The 18,092-nt window shown below is 44.0% G+C and carries 19 protein-coding genes and 1 pseudogene; 11 read left to right on the top strand and 9 right to left on the bottom strand.

The window, feature by feature from the left end; genetic code table 11:
* Positions 1-88: 88 nt before the first annotated feature.
* A complete protein-coding gene (locus LMG33818_RS07250) occupies positions 89-379 on the bottom strand; it encodes a hypothetical protein (RefSeq protein WP_442322698.1) in 291 nt (96 codons plus the stop codon).
* 237 nt (positions 380-616) lie between these two features.
* Here LMG33818_RS07250 and LMG33818_RS07245 point away from each other — a divergent pair, with 237 nt between their 5' ends.
* The 3 genes from LMG33818_RS07245 to LMG33818_RS07235 all read left to right on the top strand — a co-directional run bounded on the left by LMG33818_RS07245 (position 617) and on the right by LMG33818_RS07235 (position 3,193).
* On the top strand, positions 617-973 hold the full coding sequence (locus LMG33818_RS07245; protein ID WP_442322855.1) for a S24 family peptidase: 357 nt from the start codon (positions 617-619) through the stop codon (positions 971-973).
* 68 nt (positions 974-1,041) lie between these two features.
* On the top strand, positions 1,042-2,469 hold the full coding sequence (locus LMG33818_RS07240) for a KAP family P-loop NTPase fold protein (RefSeq protein WP_442322697.1): 1,428 nt from the start codon (positions 1,042-1,044) through the stop codon (positions 2,467-2,469).
* A complete protein-coding gene (locus LMG33818_RS07235; protein WP_442322696.1) occupies positions 2,441-3,193 on the top strand; it encodes a hypothetical protein in 753 nt (250 codons plus the stop codon). The genes LMG33818_RS07240 and LMG33818_RS07235 overlap by 29 nt, the downstream gene beginning before the upstream one ends.
* Positions 3,194-3,209: 16 nt before the next feature.
* Here LMG33818_RS07235 and LMG33818_RS07230 read toward each other — a convergent pair whose 3' ends face one another.
* Positions 3,210-3,440 carry a hypothetical protein gene (locus LMG33818_RS07230; RefSeq protein WP_442322695.1) on the bottom strand — a complete coding sequence of 77 codons (231 nt, stop codon included), beginning with the start codon at positions 3,438-3,440 and terminating at the stop codon, positions 3,210-3,212.
* Positions 3,441-3,800: 360 nt separating this feature from the next.
* Between LMG33818_RS07230 and LMG33818_RS07225 the strand changes: the two genes are divergently transcribed.
* Entirely contained in the window at positions 3,801-4,637 is an 837-nt protein-coding gene (locus tag LMG33818_RS07225; RefSeq protein ID WP_442322694.1) for a hypothetical protein, read from the top strand.
* Positions 4,638-4,730: 93 nt separating this feature from the next.
* Here the strand turns inward: LMG33818_RS07225 and LMG33818_RS07220 are convergent, their stop codons facing one another.
* Genes LMG33818_RS07220 through LMG33818_RS07210 form a run of 3 tightly spaced genes read right to left on the bottom strand, consistent with a single transcriptional unit; the run spans position 4,731 to position 6,472 of the window.
* Positions 4,731-4,934 carry a hypothetical protein gene (locus LMG33818_RS07220; RefSeq protein WP_442322693.1) on the bottom strand — a complete coding sequence of 68 codons (204 nt, stop codon included), beginning with the start codon at positions 4,932-4,934 and terminating at the stop codon, positions 4,731-4,733.
* An 18-nt stretch (positions 4,935-4,952) separates the two neighbouring features.
* Positions 4,953-5,183, bottom strand: coding sequence for a hypothetical protein (locus tag LMG33818_RS07215; protein ID WP_442322692.1), 231 nt, complete (start codon positions 5,181-5,183; stop codon positions 4,953-4,955).
* 35 nt (positions 5,184-5,218) lie between these two features.
* Entirely contained in the window at positions 5,219-6,472 is a 1,254-nt protein-coding gene (locus tag LMG33818_RS07210) for a hypothetical protein (RefSeq protein WP_442322691.1), read from the bottom strand.
* An 877-nt stretch (positions 6,473-7,349) separates the two neighbouring features.
* Between LMG33818_RS07210 and LMG33818_RS07205 the strand changes: the two are divergent.
* From LMG33818_RS07205 to LMG33818_RS07190, 4 genes and pseudogenes are all read left to right on the top strand, one after another.
* A pseudogene (locus LMG33818_RS07205) lies at positions 7,350-8,428 on the top strand (IS3 family transposase).
* Between the two features lie 208 nt (positions 8,429-8,636).
* Positions 8,637-8,792: a hypothetical protein gene (locus LMG33818_RS07200; RefSeq protein ID WP_442322690.1), complete on the top strand. Its 156-nt coding sequence runs from the start codon at positions 8,637-8,639 to the stop codon at positions 8,790-8,792.
* Between the two features lie 1,346 nt (positions 8,793-10,138).
* Positions 10,139-10,588, top strand: coding sequence for a chorismate mutase (locus LMG33818_RS07195; RefSeq protein WP_442322689.1), 450 nt, complete (start codon positions 10,139-10,141; stop codon positions 10,586-10,588).
* A 134-nt stretch (positions 10,589-10,722) separates the two neighbouring features.
* Entirely contained in the window at positions 10,723-11,883 is a 1,161-nt protein-coding gene (locus LMG33818_RS07190) for an FAD-dependent monooxygenase (RefSeq protein WP_442322688.1), read from the top strand.
* A gap of 61 nt (positions 11,884-11,944) precedes the next feature.
* Here the strand turns inward: LMG33818_RS07190 and LMG33818_RS07185 are convergent, their stop codons facing one another.
* The 3 genes from LMG33818_RS07185 to LMG33818_RS07175 form a co-directional block, all read right to left on the bottom strand.
* Complete coding sequence (locus tag LMG33818_RS07185) at positions 11,945-13,357, bottom strand: amidase family protein (protein WP_442322687.1); 1,413 nt, start codon at positions 13,355-13,357, stop codon at positions 11,945-11,947.
* Positions 13,358-13,447: 90 nt separating this feature from the next.
* Entirely contained in the window at positions 13,448-14,866 is a 1,419-nt protein-coding gene (locus tag LMG33818_RS07180; protein ID WP_442322686.1) for a sodium:solute symporter family protein, read from the bottom strand.
* Positions 14,866-15,075 (bottom strand): DUF3311 domain-containing protein, encoded by a 210-nt coding sequence (locus LMG33818_RS07175; RefSeq protein WP_442322685.1) that lies wholly within the window; start codon positions 15,073-15,075, stop codon positions 14,866-14,868. Before LMG33818_RS07175 ends, LMG33818_RS07180 begins: the two co-directional genes overlap by 1 nt.
* A 395-nt stretch (positions 15,076-15,470) precedes the next feature.
* Here LMG33818_RS07175 and LMG33818_RS07170 point away from each other — a divergent pair, with 395 nt between their 5' ends.
* Entirely contained in the window at positions 15,471-15,941 is a 471-nt protein-coding gene (locus LMG33818_RS07170; RefSeq protein WP_442322684.1) for a DUF2938 family protein, read from the top strand.
* A gap of 7 nt (positions 15,942-15,948) precedes the next feature.
* Here LMG33818_RS07170 and LMG33818_RS07165 read toward each other — a convergent pair whose 3' ends face one another.
* Positions 15,949-16,275: a hypothetical protein gene (locus tag LMG33818_RS07165; RefSeq protein ID WP_442322683.1), complete on the bottom strand. Its 327-nt coding sequence runs from the start codon at positions 16,273-16,275 to the stop codon at positions 15,949-15,951.
* Positions 16,276-16,904: 629 nt separating this feature from the next.
* On the opposite strand from LMG33818_RS07165, the gene LMG33818_RS07160 reads away from it, so the two are divergent.
* A complete protein-coding gene (locus tag LMG33818_RS07160) occupies positions 16,905-17,480 on the top strand; it encodes a cytochrome b (RefSeq protein WP_442322682.1) in 576 nt (191 codons plus the stop codon).
* A gap of 8 nt (positions 17,481-17,488) precedes the next feature.
* On the top strand, positions 17,489-18,064 hold the full coding sequence (locus tag LMG33818_RS07155) for a YceI family protein (RefSeq protein ID WP_442322681.1): 576 nt from the start codon (positions 17,489-17,491) through the stop codon (positions 18,062-18,064).
* The last annotated feature ends 28 nt before the right edge of the window (positions 18,065-18,092 follow it).

Genomic DNA, 18,092 nt, shown 5'->3' with positions numbered 1-18,092 from the left:
TAGCAGATTAGGGAGCTTTACATGTAAATGTAAAGCTCCTAATAGCTTTGGCGAACAATATTATCTAAACAATATCTCTATATTTTGTTCATTCTGATGTTATTTCCAAATCTAAATCTTGAATGAGGTTGTAGCCATCTGGGGTAAAAGTTTCGTCATATTCTTTTATCCCGGTCGGATATTCCGTTATAAACCATGTCATCGTCGAGTCTGTATCTAGATCATATTCACCATGATAATTAACTTTTCCTCCCATTCTGGAATCGCTCACTTCTTCTTTATCCTCACTCCAAGTTATGCTGTCATAATCAATTTCTGTGATTTCATTAGTCGTGTTATTTCTAATTTTAGCAGGACGATTACTATGAGCTAGAGGCATTATATACTCCTTTTGTGTATAATAGTTAGTATATTGTTGTCCAGAGGGGTTGGTATAAAAATATAGCTACGTAACTTCTCTATGTAAGCCAATAATATCTCCTCTCCAAATAAATACTACGCTCCATTTATCAATGTGTGGAGTTCTTTTGTCTTAATCTGAGCTATTAGCTACTGCCTGTGATCCATTACCGCACATAGCCTATCATCTAAAGTAAGATAGCTTTCCAGAGGTGAAATCGAACTGACACAGACAATAGCTGATAAGAATTTGGTGACAAGGTCATGCTTGATGTCTCCTAATGGCAAACGTCTCGTAGGTGTTCGAGTTCTGGGCGATGCGATGGTATCAACGCTTACTAATGATGACTGGGTCATTATTGATTGTGATGATCAGAACTATGCACAAGCCGGTGTGTTTTTAATCTGGGCGAATGGTGAGTTTGTGCTTAAACGTGTGCAGAGGATGACAGGCGGAGAAGTGTACCTGATCAGTGATAATTCGATGTACCAGGCGGAGATGTTTGGTGCAGAAGAGGTTAGTAAGATAGAGGTGGTGGGAAGGGTGGGGATGAGGTTGGGTGAGATTGTTTAGTTTTGCTACTTATTCCCCTGAGTATCTTTACTCTTTAAATAAAATAAAGCTTCAAGGAACGAGCGAGCATGCAAAGTATTAATCCTGATAGCCCTCTCTCTAGTGAAAATGCCTTAGAAAATGATCGCTTCAATCGTAGTGGCTTTGCGAAGTCAGCAGTTGAAGCATTGAAAATGATTTCAGGCGATTCCGGTTTCGTTATGTCCATAGAAGGGGAGTGGGGCAGTGGCAAAACTTCTATTCTATCCATGATGGAACAGCTGATAAAACAAGAGGATGGAAAGGCGCTGTTTGTTCACTTCAATCCATGGTTGATTGGGGATAGGGATGCTCTTTTAAATCAGTTCTTCGTAGCTATCGCTAAAGCTTTGTACCTTACTGACGACTCAGATTTGAGAAAAAATGTAATTAAAGCACTTGATGCTTATGTGAAAATATTCGAATTTACCAGTTATATACCTACTTTATCTACTGCTTCTAAAGCACTTAGTGCGGGGGCCAAGACTACAAGAAATCTTGTTTCTTCGTATGAAGAAAATAAAAAAAATGATATGGAAGGTCGAAAAAAAGAGTTGGAAGATAGTTTGAGAGCGTTTGGCTTCAAAATATATGTATTTATAGATGATTTAGACCGGCTCTATCCTAAAGAAATTTATGAAATGATTAGGATTGTTAAGGCTGTAGGGGATTTACCTAATGTAGGCTACATATTATCGTATGATCCTTTTTATTTAACTGAATCTTTGAATTCTAATGATATCCCAAGTTCTTCTTTATATTTGGATAAAATAGTGCAACTCCGAATGCCGATGCCTTTTCTAAAATTTTCGGATAAAAAGGAGTTTTTTTATTTCGAATTAAGTAAAATTGATCAAGAGGCTCTAAATGACAATGGGCTTGGTGGAGGCTCTTTTTATGGAGAATTATATTATCTAGCCAGAATGGGCTTTTGGCAATTATGCCGACACCCACGTGATATAATTAGAATTCTTAATACTCTTCAAGTGATAGAAAAAAATCTGAGAGGTGAAATAGTATTCTCTAATATTTTAGGACTTGCTTGTTTGATAGTGAAAGCACCGCCATTTTTTGAAGAATTAAAAAAATATCCTGGTCTATTTTGTGGAGATAATAGTTTTTTTGGTGGTCATTTTCTAGAAGATGAACAAACCAAAAAATTTAAAGATAAGATCGAAAGAATTATCTTAGAGTGTGATGATTCACAAGCTATTCGATTACTATGTAAATACCTTTTTCCTGAGTTCTTTGATAGTGGTACAAACATACAGCCACGACAGAGAGGTTCTATTTCCAACAAAGACCGACTTCAGATACCCTTAGGACAAGCTATCAGTTCTGGTGATACTAGCCTCTCTATGGCTCGTAAATACGTATACGAATCCAAGGAAAGAAAGGATATTGAATATGAATTATCCAAATCAGGAGATTATAAAATAATCATTGGAAATGATCGATTTTGCTTCTCAATTATCTGAGGATAATAATCTAGTTGGTTTCTTTGTTTCTATTTCCGAATTTGTTGATAATATTAAAATTGATAAGCTATCAAAAGAAGCATTCGGCGGCATGCACTCAACTGTTTACGAATTAATAAATTTACTTAATGGATATAGTTTTGATGAGAAAGGCTCTTCCATTGAGAGAATTGTTAATGAAGTACTTTGTAGCAATGCTGCGAATAGTGTGGCTTCTCTTGTATTAATATTGATTTATAATCAAGAGTGTCATGATATTAATGGGGTTGAAGGTTTGCTTAAATCAAAGCATTTTAAAAATATAATTGAGATACTTAAATCAACATATGTTGAAAATATAATTGTGATGATTAAATCAGGTTGTATTTGGGATTTGGCATTACCACAGTCTGTTTTAGATGCGATAATATTTGCCTGTCCCGAAAGTTGGGATACGGTATTCAAAGAGCTAATAAATGCGGATCCGTCGTTAGATAAATTTGCTTTTGAATTTTTTAAGGCATCTTACTCTTCATCTGCTGGTCAGATCTATTCTTTGCCTACACTTGAGCCGATATGTGAAGCTCTAGATCTCAATTTCTTGAGGGAGCATGCTAAGCAGCGTGTTGAGAATCTTGCTTCAGATAATGATTTTCAGATGAAGAATATTTGGCGAGCCGTAGCAGAAGAGAAGAGTATAGCTCGTGATACTGGAAATGAAGAAGCGAAATGGCCAATAAGATGAAAGAGGTTTCAAATACTTAAGTTGCACATTGCACGTGTTTTACATGCATCATCAACTCCACATCCTCCAATAAATACTCCGCCGCAGATGTCAGCGGCCGGAGTTGCCTATCCTGAATCCCATCATGTCCATCTTGATTAGCGACAGCTAACAAAGACACGACGGCACAGAGTCGTTTTGATATCTCGTTGGTAATCTCTTTTTCAGTCGCTTTGGGTGAGGTAACAAGAATAGGTAAGAATGACATAGCCTCTCCTTGAGCATCGGAGCTGCCAGCCATCTTCATAATAGGGTGGCGATCGTACGCAGGGTGGAAATCTGGCTTCTGTGAACACCGGTCGAGCAAGCTCTCTCATGTACAATCATCATAACGAACTACCGTACTGATGTGTTACAAAGATTGATTTCATAGATTTTACAGGTTTCCACGCTTGACTACGATCCTTCGTAGCAAGCGGAGAATACTCTTGTGATAGATGGGTGAGTAACAGACTGCGCAATAAGTATAGGCAACCATTATTATCCTTTTGTCTTATAGAGGTTTAGTGTGTATTGAATAATTATCATTAAATATCTAAAACACGGATGGTTATTTCGAGGAAATACAATGATTAATATATTACTTAATCTTTTGGGTCGGTTTCCTTTTGTTATAAAATTGTTTCGAATTATAGGGCGGTTTTTCATAAAAAAATTTATGCTCCCTACCTATAAAAAATCTCATGAGGTGTGGGAAGGCAGACGCTCATTAGGCCGCTATTGGTATAACTTGGGTGAGCATATTGAATATTCCATTCGTCATGTGTCTATTGCAGACCCAGAAAATATGGAACCTCGTATCGCGCTAAGATCCAAAAATAGGAAGGTCAGAGCATTAGACTTCGTTGTGGAGTCGTTTGGATCTGGAATACGTTATCAAGATAGAATAAGTGTTAATAATATTGATAATTCACCCATTGTCCAAAAATTGATAAATATGCCTCGTGATGGCCTTATCGAATCATCAAAAAATGGGATTTATTTTTCTCTGGACTCTTTCAAGATTAAGCATTGTAGTCTCACTTTTGATGATCATGTTGTTAATATCGAGGATTCGCTCAAAAAAACTATTATGCACAATTGGGTGAATGATGAGTTTATTCAACGTATCGATCAGCTCTGGAACACAAATGAGATTAGATGGGTAAAACAAGATATTGTAAGTTATTGGAAATGGTGGTTTGGCCGTCCCCGAGTTTTTACTATTAGCTCAGCGCCAGTGAATAAATCAAAAACTTCATTTGTAAAAGATTTTATAACCGATTCAATTCGGTGGTTTATGTGTTTGAAATGGCTTGTGTCGCTTCAATTTTGGCTGGGTATTTGGTTCGGCAAGATTGTATGGGATGAAGACGGCCACTTAAAAATTAAACTTCATGACTCATCACAGTTGGAATATGAATGATGTAGATAAACATCAATATGATTTATCTCGCGCATCTGATGATGAAATAGGTGATGCGCTGGAGCATATTAAGCCTCACGCCGCCTGATTGATTCACTTGTTATCGAGTAATGACAAGGCTTGGGTAGCCTCACACCGCACCTCCGTCCTATACCCCCTCTCATCCAATCGGTGTGCGACCTCAGTCGCCACCCATTGCTCCTTTTCGATAGCCTCTTTAAACCCCACCAACCGTAGGGGTGACTCCACCACAATATCCGTGCGCCCTTGTGCCAATGAGAAGTGAAACTCGGACATGCCTCGTTGAATGCGTGCTCATTCGGCTTCGGCGGCATGGGTGGCGTCTGCTTGGGTGGCGTAGGTGGCTTTGAGCTCGCGGACATTCTGAGAAGCCCCTGCTTTCCCGGCGATGACATAACGCAAACGGCTACCACTACAGTCATTGTAGTGGCATGTACCCCGCTGTAGCTGTCGGATAGAGTGCGTACGTCGCGGTAGTAGTCGCCTTAACAAGGCAGTGAAAGAGCTTAAACACTGCCTCAACAATGAAAAGCAAATCTTTCTCTAAAAATAAAATTTGGTTATATAACTGCTCCTTTTTCAATAGCTCCACTGTTATTATATGAGAGAGCAATCCTTATATCGCCAGATGAATTTTTCAACGCGTTTAGCTTTGTTTTATTTTTTTCAATGAGATCATCATATGTTCTCTGTATATCATAAGCATGATGAAGTTTTAGAGTAACGATGCTATTTATTAATGTTTTTCTATCATTCAATGTTTTATCTGAATTAAATTTAGATTGAATTAGTTTGTTTGACTTTTGGTTAGTAGATTCAATGAAAACTGCGAACAAATTATTCCAATTTTCTTTGTTTAGATTAAAAGATGAGAACGTTTCATTTATAGGGTCAACGTAAATTGAAACACAGCTCACTATAAATGATAGTTTTAATAAAAGTTCTCTCCTGGTAAGAATAGGGTCTAACCTACTCACTATATCGATTATCGCATCCTTTGAATCACCTGAGCCAAACCGATCCTTATTCTCCAGTTTGTTTATAGTACTGGTTAATGTCTTGAGATCATTGTTTATAGATGAGTTGTATTTATACATTTTTGTATTTATATGTTCAATTTGATATTTTATCTCTCCCGAAAGAGTACTGGGTTGAAGAGTAGACATTCTTTTTACAACTTCGGTGATATAACCGATGTCCCCCTCTATTTCCGATTTTTCTTGATTTTCTAACTTCTGTTCAATCTGTGCTATCAGATTTTTTATATCTTCTAAGTTCCGATTGATATCCTCAAGGTGTGATTGTGCTACAGCAATACTGACTATTTGAAAAAGACCTGCTGATACTGATTTTAACCGGCCAGATTTATATATTTGGCCCTTTCCAACTATTTTGCCTGATCGATCTGCGGCATCTGCATATGTCCCGCCACGTAAGGAACCGCTTACCAGTTTATACGTTCCATCCTCTAATCCTTTTTGTATTTCAGGTTTAAAGACGACTTCTACGGTTTTTCCAGGAATAGATAGTCCTGCTTTGGCAACATCTGAAGTTAAGTGTGTCAATGATTTTAATATATCACTTGATCCGTTAGCTAGTATGTTATTATAGGGGGCACTAGGAAAAACATCTAATTCATTAAAAGTTATTATTGGTTGATTTGCGTTATTGATAATCGATACGCTACTGACTTTAGATGTTCTTTGTTGATCGTTGATATTTTTTTCTAAATATTGGGTATTTATAATTTCTTTTGTTTTTTTGTTGTTTCTTGTGATGGCGTTCAATATTTTTTTAAATATCGTTTTAAGCATTTTATTTTACCTCTTGTTAGTATATATTGCTATAGGTAAGGCTATCAAAATGAATGTTTAATTAGTTTTGATAATTGTATAATCAGGTGCGTTTACCTATCAACCCTATGAATGTTCTACCATAGAAATGATCGCTTGTAATCTTGTAACTTCATGCTGAAATACGGCTTGACTATATCCTCCCTTCAACTGCCCATTCACTGTAGCTAATGTTTTTCATTCCTTAACTACGTACAATTAAGATCGAGAAGGGGCGACTACCGCCTTGGAAACGGGCATTGGCGTTGCCCTGCGCTGGTGAATGACATCGTGAGAGGTCGGCGAGGCATTTTTGCAGATTCAGCGCTACGTTTTGGACGGTATTTCGGCCTCTCGGCAGAGGTGTGGATGAATTTGCAGAAACACTATGAGTTAGAAGTCGCGCAAAATGAAATGGGTAATGCGCTGGAAAATATTAAGCCTCACGCCGCCTGATTGATTCACTTGTTATCGAGTGATGATAAGGCTTGGGCAACCTCACACCTCACCTCCGTCCTATACCCCCTCTCATCCAATCGGTGCGCGACTTCCGTCACCACCCATTGCTCCTTTTCGATAGCCTCTTTAAACCCCACCAACCGCAGGGGTGACTCGACCATGATATCCGCGCGCCATTGTGCTAATGAGAAGTGAAACTCGGACATGCCTCATTGGATGTGTGCCCATTCGGCTTCTACGGCATGGGTGGCGTCTGCTTGGGTGGCGTAGGTGGCTTTAAGCTCGCGGACAGTTTGAGAAGCCCCTGCTTGCCCGGCGATAACATATGACCTTTCCCCCGAAATTAACCCCATGACTTCAATGAGATTTCCGGTTACCTTTAGTTTATGGAGGTCTCACCATGAAAAAGACACGCTATTCGGAAGAACAGATTATTGGGGCTATCAAAGAACATGAGGCTGGCGCCAAGGTCGATGACCTATGTCGTCGGCTGGGTATCTCCAATGGCACTTTCAATAACTGACGCAGCAAGTATGCCTGTATGGAGGTGAATGAGGCGAAGCGCTTGCGTGAACTTGAGTCCGGAAACAACAAATTGAAGCGACTCCTGGCTGATAAACTACTCGAAGTCGAGGCCATGAAGGATGTTGTATCAAAAAAGTGGTAACGCCTACCGCCAGAAAGGCGGCTGCACGTTACATGATCGGACTTTATTCGATTAGTGAGCGTACTGCCTGTTAGTTGGTAGGCATTTCCCGAACCGCTTATCGATACAAGGTCCGAAAATGTTCTGATAGCGCTCTCAGGTCACGTCTAAAGCGTTGGTAACGCAATAGTTAGCGTACGGATATCTGCTATTGCATACGGTGTTGAAGGCGGAAGGCCTGGTCATTAACCGTAATCAGACCTATCGGATATACACCGATGAAGGGCTTCAGGTTCGTACCAGGCTACGCAAGAAGCTCAGCCGACCTCAGCAGTGAATGGAAGTACCCCCCCAGGGTGAATGAGCGCTGGGGGGGGTACTTCATGCATGATCAACTACAGGCTGGCCGAAGCATTCGGCTCTTCAATGTGATTGACGACTTCAATAGAGAATCTCTGGGTATTGAAGTCGACTTTTCTCTGCCATCGCCCTGAGTGATCCGATCATTGGAACAGATCATCGAATAGCGAGGCAAGCCGTTGGCTATACGGTGCGATAATGGTCCGTAACTATGCGGTACAGCCATGATCAAATGGGCGAAAAAGCACGGTATCGCCCTGAATTATATCCATCTTGGCAAGCCACAACAGAATGCCTATGTGGAACGTTTCAACCGAACAGTACGCTATGAATGGCTTCTACAGTACTATTGGAAAGACCTTAACCCTATCCAATAATTCGCCACGGAGTGGATATGGCAGTATAACCATGAAAGACCTCATACAAGCCTTGATAGTGTGATGCCGAATCAGCGGCTGAATATAGCCGCATGATCTCTACTTTTCAAGCCCGTTAAAAACGGAGGGATTACATTTGGGTGTCTTCTGTGAACAGCGGAAAGTGAGGGCACACCTGGAGAAATATTTTTCTTGCATACTTCTTTTAAAAAGAGTAGAGATATGGGTGTGGCAGTATTTGATGCCATGTTATTTGCGAATTTGCGTCATGGAAGTTTATGAATAATAAAATAAGGAATAAACCATGAAGAAGCTAAGCAAAGATGAAATCAAAAAGGTATCAGGTGGTGCGCGTCATCTAGTTTCAGCAAAAATAGAGAGGGTCTCTATTTATCCTACAGGTGGTGTTACACCTGGCGGAAATGCATGGGGCGGAGTTGGAATAAGCATCTCTTTCTGACAGCCTTACTTTTTAACAAGCCAAGTGGACTTGGCTTGTTAAGTCTTTAAGTAAAATATTGATCATAGTCCTGACTTTTATAAATCCATTCACATATTAATCCTAGGTCAATTCCTCATATTATGGAAATGATATCCCTGACGATCCATACATGAATTAAATGAGGCCGTTCCAGAGTTACCAGCATTTGTAGCTATAGTATGACAGTCGCTGTATGCATCATTGTAACTTTTTACGTCCCCGTTCGAGGCACATCCAGAGATAAATACAAAAACAAATAGTGTCAAAAAATGTATTTTCATTATTTTATCCATGTTTTTAATTAAATTTTTTCAGTTTCTTGCCAACATCATATCTATCGTTACTAATATTTTTACTGGTAATTTTCCCTATTTAGCAGGATAGAAAAGTAAAACTCATGCGGTTCTATTCAGTCGCTAATTCGGCATCACACTATCAAGGCTTATATGAGGTCTTTCATGGTTATACTGCCATATCCACTCCATGGCAAATTATTGGATAGGGTTAAGGTCTTTCCAATGATACTGTGGAAGCCATTATTAAGGTCTGGTATGTTTTAAGGTCATTGCTAAGGATACTGCGCTACGTTTGGGCGGTATCTCGGTACCTCGGCAAAGGTTTGGATGAATTTGCAGAAACACACTGAGCTAAAAATCGCGCAAAAAGAAATGGGCGATGCACTGGAGCGCATTAAGACTCACGCCGCTTGATTGATTCACTTGTCATCGAGTGATAACAAGTCAAGAGCAGGTTCACACCTCACCTCCGTCCTAAACCCTCTCTCATCCAACCTATGCGTAACCTCCGTCGCCACCCACTGTTCCTTTTCGATCTCCCCCTAAACCCCACCAGCTTCACCGGTGATTCCACCATAATATCCGCTCGGCCTCGCGCTAATGAAAAATGAAACTCTGCCATGCCTCGTTTGATACGTGCCCACGCGGCATGGGTGGCATTCTCTTCAGTGGCATAGGTGGCCTTGAGTTCCCGCACGTTCTGAAAATCACTGACATCCCCAACGATGACATAGTGTAGTCGGCCGTCACTGCGGTCATTGTAGTGTGCTCTTGCGCCGCTGGCGGCTGTACTGTGCCCGCGCGGATGGCCTAGCTTTATGGAGGCAATGGCGTCGTTACATTGGCGCTACGCCTGCATTTTGTGTGGGCATTTTGTGTGGGCATTCAATTTTGAGTCAACTGTAAAACTGAAAGAGGGTAGTGATGATGAAGGGTGATTTAATACCCTAAAAAATGAGTCAACTTGGTTTATATTTAATCAATAGAGGTCTGAGCCTGGAAAACAATCATTAAAAGAGCAAAGTTGAGATGCCCAATATTGAACACTGGTTAGCTTTCTCTGGTATCGCATTAGGTATTGTTCTTACTCCCGAGCCTAATATTATCTTCCTCTTTCCCCGAAATAGCATCTATCATCATGAGTATGAAGTCAGCTCAGTCGTCACGGAAATTCATAAAATGCGCTCCAATACCCCTGATCAGTGCAAAAACATGCACGATATCCGCTCTGAAATTGATCATATTGATCAATCCATTGTTTACCTTCTGTCTGAGCGTAGTGGATACGTTCACGCGGCAGCAAAATTCAAGCAGAACACCCAAGCGGTAAAAACCAATGACAGGGTCAAAGCCATGTTGGCTCAGCGTCGGGAATGGGCTGAGGATGAAGGGCTTTCGCCTGATATTGTGGAAAAGGTGTACAAGACGCTGGTGGAGGCTTTTATTCAGGAAGAAATGGAGACCTGGAAGAAGCGTTAGCGATGCAAAAAGACTCACCCACATTCATTTAAAGTCGACTGGCTCACCTCTGTCTTTTATTCGAACTCTTCACCTTCTCTCACTGTCTTAACAACGCTAGCCCTATATAAAATATCATCATAAAAGGAATACATATGTCTCGCCGCGCACTTATCGTAGGTATGGGGATTGGCGGAATGTCTGCTGCCATTGCTTTGAAGAAAAGAGGCTGGGCACCCGTTATTGTTGAGCGTGCCAGTGAACGTCGCAGAGGCGGGTATTTCATCGGCTTACAGAATGATGGCAAGCAGGCTGCGCAGGCATTGGGAGTATTGGATGCCATGCAGAAACGAACTCCCAGAGCCCGGTTCTGGGATATCCGTCGTGATGGTAGCCGGCGTCAGATTGCTGATATTACCAATGAAACCAATGCCCCCATTGCCGTGTTGCGGGGGGATATAGAAGATGCCTTGTGGCAGAGCGTAGAGGGTGAGGTAGAGGTAAGGTTTGACACCACTCCCACTGCAATCGTTGATGAATCGGACGGTGCACGGGTCAAACTCGTGCAGGGAGAGAAAAAAGGTACTCCTCACGAGACAGAAGAAGTGTTTGATCTTGTCATTGGTGCCGATGGCGTACGTTCTTCTGTTCGCAAAATGGTATTTGGCCCTGATGAAGACTTCTTTGATTATGTAGGAACAGTGCTGTGTGCCTTTCCTTTATCCCGTCCGCTCCCCGGTGTGGAAAAAAGTGACGGCATTATCATGTCGGAAGTGGGGCGTTCCCTCACAGTATTTCCTCTGGCCGATCGCCCTTCAACTGCACTGCTTTCATATAGGGCGGATGACATAAATGCACAATTTGCCGAGCCACACCTGGAGGTCTTGCGGAAAAAATTCGCCGGTTTTGACAATGGCGGTTTACTGCCACAAATTCTTGAGGATCTGTCCAAAACCGATGATTATTTATTTGACTCCGTACAAATGGTAAAAATGCCTGAGTGGCATAAAGGGCATGTCGTCTTGTTGGGCGATTCTGCCTGGTGTTTAACGCTTTATTCAGGAATGGGCGCATCTGCAGCATTAATGGGTGGGCAACGCCTGGGAGAGGCTCTGTCGAACCATCCTGAGAATATATCAGATGCGCTCAAGGAATATGGGGAACGCATGCGTCCTTTTGTGGACAAACATCAGAAAATGATTTCATTGCGTTCCCAGCTGTTTGTTCCTTCCTCTGCCTTCTTCCTGGCATTCCGACGTGTTCTCTGGAAGGTGTTAGGTTGGCTTCGCAATAGAGATCTCCGTAAAAGGGATTGATTACCTATGTGGGGCCTGCAAAAGTACACTCAATTGTAGGCCTTGCAGGGTAGGAGAGGGATTAGTTATGTCGTTCCGGTTCAGCAATGGTGACAGCCGGAGATCGTGCCTCAATGGCTTCTGCCGCTTCCAGGCAAATATCTTCTCGAAAAACTCTTGAAACCAATTGTACGCCTATTGGAATGTTATCTTTCACAATGCCTGTAGCAACGCTCATGGAAGGGAGTCCTGTCAGCGGTAAAGCAATCATCGGGGCTTGCGCTGTCCATACCCGCTCTAGATCACTCAAATCAAGATTATCCGCGAAAGGAAGTTCACCACAGGGAGGAAGCAAGACCAGCGGATAACGCTCGGTGAATTGCTGCCACTCTCTTACGATTGTGGCCCGCTGGATCAGTGCCTGTGATAAGGCATCAGGCCCACGTGAGGCAAAAAAATCGCGGTTGCTTTCCAACAGGTGGAGTGCCCCCGGATCCCCTTCCTGATAAGCCTGTTCAAGCAGTTTTTCATACTGCTCACCTAACCATAGCGTCTTTTGGATCGGCACGGCACTCGCGATCGGCGGAAGTGAGTCAACTTCATCCACAATCCACCCCGCATCACGTAACTGGTCAGCAGCCTCCAGCAGCGCCTGTTTCAGTTCCGGTGCTACGCCCATGTTATCTGGCTGTAGGCACACTACGGCATGACGGCGATAGTGGTTGCCCTGCAGTGGGGAGGGGCGCCACCATGGGTCGCGGCTATCGGGTGCTGACATCACCTCAATAGCGACACGTATATCGGCTATAGAGCGAGCCAAAGGGCCTGAAACCGACATTAGCTGCCCACCAATATTGCGCTCGGGTGCGCTAGCATTAAAGGTTGCAACACGCCCCAGACTAGGTCTTAGCCCATGTACTCCGCAGGCATAGGCAGGAAAGCGGACCGATCCCGCGATATCCGTTCCATGTGCGATAGCACCAATGCCGGCAGCCACGGCTGAGCCGGCTCCTCCCGAGGAACCTCCCGGCGTCAGCAATCGGTTTCGTGGATTGTAGGTGTGTCCATGCAGCAGATTGTTGGTAAACCAGCGGTAACTAAACGCTGGCGTATTGGTGCGTCCAAGAATAACAGCATCGGCATCCAGAAAGCGCTGTACGACTGGGCTATTGGAGTGAGCGACCAGATTCTTGTTCAGGTGGACACCGTGCGTCGTGGCATATCCCTCTTGGTCGACATTGACCTTGACTGTGACGGGTACACCGGCCAGCGGACCGAGCGTTTCTCCACGTGATAATCGTGCGTCAATGTCCTGTGCTCTGGCAATGACATCTTCAGGGCGATAGTCCACTACGGCATTGATGGTCGGATTAATGTTTTCCAGCCTGGCTAGCGCATCTCTGGCGGCTTGCTCGGCGCTGAGTTGTCCTGATGAGATGGATGCGGCCAATTGGGTTGCCGACAACCGCCAACTGTCTTCGGTATATCTTGTCATTATTATGTCCTGTGAAGAGCTGAAAATGAGCCAGCATCAAGCCATTTAATATGAGTGATCGAGGTTGTACTTTCCTTATTGTTTTGAGCTTCACTCCTTGCTGGAGCGATTTGCCAACGTATTGCCTATCGCAGGCGTTGCCTTATGACCAGCGGAGAGCACGAATTGCACGATACCGACAACGATCACATTGCAAATCAGTCCTATCAATCCCCCATTGAAACCAGCGGGTGCCAGATGGGCGAGATATAGCCAAACGGAAACGCCCTGTCCGCAAAGAATCCCCAGACCGACGGCTAATGGACGTAATTTGGTGCGCAGAAAAAGGGCTGCCATTGCCCCGGGCGCAAACTGGGTAATGCCGTTATAGGCTGTATTCACCAGCGTCGTCATCAGGTTGGGAGTGGCCAGTGTCAGCACGATGGAAAGGGCCAGATAGATGACCATGACGATGCGAGTAGTACGTCGTTGATGCACGACATGCTTTCCGGGGATCAGGTTACGAGTCACCATCGATCCAATCGTTAGACATACCACAGCCAATACCAGCAAACCGGATAGGCTGGCCCCTGCCGCTACAATCCCCAGCATCCAGCCTGGTAGTACATCTGTCGCGGCTGCCATAAATGCACCTGTAGGAGAGCTCAGGTGGGTTGAGGAAACGGCATAGTAGGCAACCAAAATGACAAATGGAAACATAAGCATATAGAGCGGCATGAACATTTGGGTGCGACGTATAGTGTTTGCGCTACGTGCTGAAAACGTGGATTGCAGGCTGAGAGGGAAAAATACCAGACCGATGGCCTGAAACATGATCGTGGTAATGGTAAATCCGAGTTGTGGCGTCGTCATGCGAGTTTCCACATGCTGGCGTGCGGCAATGAAGACGTGAGAAATGCCGGTACTGTAAATCACTGCCGCACCGGTAAGGACGACGACCAGAATCATCATGATGTCCTTGAAAACTGCTACATACGCAGATGATCGAACGCCAGAGGTAGCAATATAGCAAAAGGCCAGTATGGCGCAGCCAACCATGGTATATACGGGGGGGAGGTGCCAGCCCAGACCATTGAGTGCTGTTAATAGCCCGGTGAACTGCATTTGTCCCCAGGGTAGCAGGAAAAGAATACAGGTAATGGCAACGACCAACTCCAGGCCTCGGCTCTGATAGTAACGGCGGAAGAGGTCGGGAAGGGTTGCACAATCAAGTTGTTTTCCCAAAGCCCACAGTTTAGGCAGGATAAAATATCCCAGTGGGTAGCATAGGAGGACATATCCCAGATACCAGACCGCATAGCTTGGACCACCTATATATATTCCGCTGGGTAGTCCGATCAGCACTCCAATGCTATAGATTTCTCCCGCAGCAAGGAAAAAGGTGAGAATACTGCCAAATTGTCGAGAGCCTACAAAGAAATCCTCAGCATTGTGGTGTGGCGCCTTGAGCGCATAGAAGGCAAGGCAAAGTGAAAACACGATGCATAGTGCAAAAATCAGCGTAGCCATCACTTGTCCTCTTCATCAGTGTCATCGTTGTTTCGGTCAAAGCAGAACCAACAGATCATCAGGCAGGCTGTGGCAAGTAGACAACACATGATCAACCACCAATACAGCATGGGAATAGCCAATGGTGCCCATTGGAGGTGATTGATACAGGGGAGAAGCACAACCATGGCGATGAAGGGCACAATGAGCCCGATAATAACTTTAAGCATTTACTCTCCCTGGACTGGCGTATGGTTTTGTTTTTGTTGTAATGATTTTATCGTTGGTATTATCAATGTCAGTCGTATGACATTTATCGCACTCAATGTGCGAACAAGGCGTCAGTTACAGAGGTGAATGCCTTGATTGTGCCCTTCATCCCCGCGGAGGTAAAGGGTATGGAAATGCGAATGTCGCAAGTGTTGATGATGGGGTCTGATTCGAATCATTGATTCTCTGTGTATTAATGGCCAATGATGACATTTATCCCTTCATCAATATGAAAGTTTTCGTATACTCAATCGGCTGGGATGAAAGCCCAATGGGTTTCGGCAGAGCCACACACAAACAGGCATGCGATATGCACGGTTATGCCATGTCGTACACAGGAAAGCGATAACCTGATATGAGCGAAATTATTCTATTTATACTGATGGTTGGTATTGGTTCCACTATCGTACTTGATTTATGGGGATTTTTTTCCTCCAAACGAAAAGGTGAGTCGCCCATGGAGTGGGGGCTTCCCGGACGTTGGGTGCTTGGTCTGCTGCAAGGGCATTTTTACTTGCAGGATAGTCAGACACCGCCAACAACCAATGAAAAGATGATTGGCTGGATTTTTCATTATGGAGTGGGGGTACTCTATGCCGCGCTATTGCTTTGCTTTGGCGGTCCTTATGCACCCATGGTATTTCCTGCATTTTTGATAGGTTTTGTACTCGCTACCTTGGCAGGTATGTTTATCATGATGCCGGGTATGGGAGCAGGGGTGATGGCTCGTAATCTGCCCAATAGGGTAGAAGTCATCAATGGCATGCTGATTAGTCATCTGATTTTTGCGTTAGCGGAATATGCCCTGGCGCGTTTGGCTAGCTAAAACCAGGTTATTTGTAGCCTTTCCATACACTTACCACTATACCCACCACTAGGCATCCCGCTGCTGGAAAGGCTACGTCCATGATGGAATCAAGGTGCCAATGTGATGAAATCAATCCCGCATACCATGGAATATTCAACGGTTGACCATAGTGCCAGTGAGCATAGCGGGTAGCCCACCAATACTCGTTCTGTGAAATTTCTCTTCCTAGAAAAATAGCGACGGCAATGGCACCACAGCTCCAGATATTGAAAAGTCGCCTACCAAAGAGGGCGAAGAGGATACACTGAAGTAGCACTGCAATTATTAAATGTTCAACGTTACTGAAGTTCATGATTGGTTAGTCTACACAGGTGGTAGCTTTACAAAATGGTATTCACACGGAGAGAGTCATATCGCTACAGTGTCATTTGGGTGATACGCGAGGGCATCCGCGGTAGACCAGTCTCAATGGACAATATCGGCCAGGAACTTCATCGGCTAGCTGCTGATCGTACCCATGCCTCTTCCGAGCTCCTTTATACCTGTCTTGGATAATTACTGCCATAGGCTTTGCCTCTTCGTATCTATATAACGTATCGATACGATTGCCATGGTTTTTCTTCAGTACTGAATAAGTAGTCTCCTGTTTTGAATTCCCTCACGCCTATGGTTGGCATTGATATGTTTTCCCTATGTTGTTATTAGATCTTTAGGGCATAGACTTAGAGTCAATTTGCCTTCTTCTTCGTATGAATGCTCCCTATCACCATGATTTTAGAGGTATTTTTCGTTTGGCTGGTTACATGGATGTGACCCGATTACCTTTATGTCACTTATTGTTTTATTCCCTTTTTTATAGCTAGATTCTCTGAGGTATTACGTTTTTGCGTGGGGCGTGGGGCGTTCGGGAGGGCGGCGCTTTTGTCGTACGTCTCAGGACGGTGTGTCTGAATTGAATGAGGAAGGAGCAACGAGGTGGGGTTGAAGAATAGTCGAACCCGCTGGGGTATCACGGCCAAGACATTCCACTGGATTATGGCGATTGCCATCATAGGCAATGGTATATGTGGCTTGTTGATGGTACGCATGACGCCTTCGATGGCGATGATCAATGTTTTTGCATTACATAAATCGATTGGGCTGACTGTTGTTGCTCTTTGGCTTTTGCGCGTGGCATGGCGCATGCAGGATCGTGCGCCTCGGGAGGAGCCCGGTCCACGCTGGCAGCACGTTGCTGCACATATTACCCATGGCCTGCTGTACGTGCTTATTCTGGCAATTCCGATATCCGGCTGGTGGTATAACTCGGTAAGAGGCTTCCCGCTTCAGTGGTTCAAGCAATTCAATCTTCCAGCGATTGCTTCAGCAAACCCTGATTTGTCCGATGTTGCGCATACTGTTCATGAAACGCTTTTCTGGATTCTGATTGCTGTGGTAGTTGTGCATGTTGGTGCAGCCCTGAAACATCACTTTGTGGATCGCGACAGTGTATTACTTCGTATGCTGCCTTTCGGGCGTATCAGGCAATCCCAACTCTATAAGGGGGAAGTAAAATGAGAGTAGTAATGAAATCTTCAAGGATAAAAGAAAGTGCCTTGGGTGTGTTATGCCTGAGCGCCGGACTCGCCTTTCCGTTTGCGGCCAATGCAGCCTCCTATTCGGTAGATTATGCTCACAGTACTCTGGAATTTACCGGTAATTATCAGGGACAGGATTTCAATGGGAAATTTGGCAAGTGGCAGGCGACTGTTAACTATGATCCAGCGCACCTTGATACTTCAAAAGCGGATGTCACCATCGACTTGTCCAGTGTGAGTACGGGAGATTCCACCCGAGACAGCACCTTGCCTGATAGCGACTTTTTCAATGTGGCAAAATTTCCTCAGGCCCATTTCGTGACCACAGGATTTCACCAACAGGGCGATCACGTTGTCGCTGATGGAAACCTGACGCTAAAAGGACACACTGCACCTGTCGAGCTAACGGTCAAGTTTGATCCCCGTTCACATGGTGCTGTGCTTGATGTAACGGGGCAGTTGAAGCGATTGGATTATGGTGTGGGTAATGGCCAGTATGCAGATACTTCCGTGATTGGGGGTAATGTCAGTATCGCTGGACATTTGGTGCTGGATGATAAATAGAATTTTTCATGCATTGATTATGTGAATA

The sequence above is a fragment of the Cernens ardua genome, from assembly GCF_051251085.1.
GTDB classification, from domain to species: Bacteria; Pseudomonadota; Gammaproteobacteria; order Pseudomonadales; family Halomonadaceae; genus Cernens; species Cernens ardua.
The sequence above is the reverse complement of the archived record's forward strand: the minus strand, read 5'-3'. Positions and strand labels throughout refer to the sequence as shown.

Excerpts from the sequence above, each read along its gene's own strand:
- LMG33818_RS07250 (WP_442322698.1), bottom strand. The coding sequence starts at position 379 with ATGCCTCTAGCTCATAGTAATCGTCCTGCTAAAATTAGAAATAACACG.
- LMG33818_RS07240 (WP_442322697.1), top strand. The coding sequence starts at position 1,042 with ATGCAAAGTATTAATCCTGATAGCCCTCTCTCTAGTGAAAATGCCTTA.
- LMG33818_RS07235 (WP_442322696.1), top strand. The coding sequence starts at position 2,441 with ATGATCGATTTTGCTTCTCAATTATCTGAGGATAATAATCTAGTTGGT.
- LMG33818_RS07230 (WP_442322695.1), bottom strand. The coding sequence starts at position 3,440 with ATGTCATTCTTACCTATTCTTGTTACCTCACCCAAAGCGACTGAAAAA.
- LMG33818_RS07225 (WP_442322694.1), top strand. The coding sequence starts at position 3,801 with ATGATTAATATATTACTTAATCTTTTGGGTCGGTTTCCTTTTGTTATA.
- LMG33818_RS07220 (WP_442322693.1), bottom strand. The coding sequence starts at position 4,934 with ATGTCCGAGTTTCACTTCTCATTGGCACAAGGGCGCACGGATATTGTG.
- LMG33818_RS07210 (WP_442322691.1), bottom strand. The coding sequence starts at position 6,472 with ATGCTTAAAACGATATTTAAAAAAATATTGAACGCCATCACAAGAAAC.
- LMG33818_RS07200 (WP_442322690.1), top strand. The coding sequence starts at position 8,637 with ATGAAGAAGCTAAGCAAAGATGAAATCAAAAAGGTATCAGGTGGTGCG.
- LMG33818_RS07195 (WP_442322689.1), top strand. The coding sequence starts at position 10,139 with ATGCCCAATATTGAACACTGGTTAGCTTTCTCTGGTATCGCATTAGGT.
- LMG33818_RS07190 (WP_442322688.1), top strand. The coding sequence starts at position 10,723 with ATGTCTCGCCGCGCACTTATCGTAGGTATGGGGATTGGCGGAATGTCT.
- LMG33818_RS07185 (WP_442322687.1), bottom strand. The coding sequence starts at position 13,357 with ATGACAAGATATACCGAAGACAGTTGGCGGTTGTCGGCAACCCAATTG.
- LMG33818_RS07180 (WP_442322686.1), bottom strand. The coding sequence starts at position 14,866 with ATGGCTACGCTGATTTTTGCACTATGCATCGTGTTTTCACTTTGCCTT.
- LMG33818_RS07175 (WP_442322685.1), bottom strand. The coding sequence starts at position 15,075 with ATGCTTAAAGTTATTATCGGGCTCATTGTGCCCTTCATCGCCATGGTT.
- LMG33818_RS07170 (WP_442322684.1), top strand. The coding sequence starts at position 15,471 with ATGAGCGAAATTATTCTATTTATACTGATGGTTGGTATTGGTTCCACT.
- LMG33818_RS07165 (WP_442322683.1), bottom strand. The coding sequence starts at position 16,275 with ATGAACTTCAGTAACGTTGAACATTTAATAATTGCAGTGCTACTTCAG.
- LMG33818_RS07155 (WP_442322681.1), top strand. The coding sequence starts at position 17,489 with ATGAAATCTTCAAGGATAAAAGAAAGTGCCTTGGGTGTGTTATGCCTG.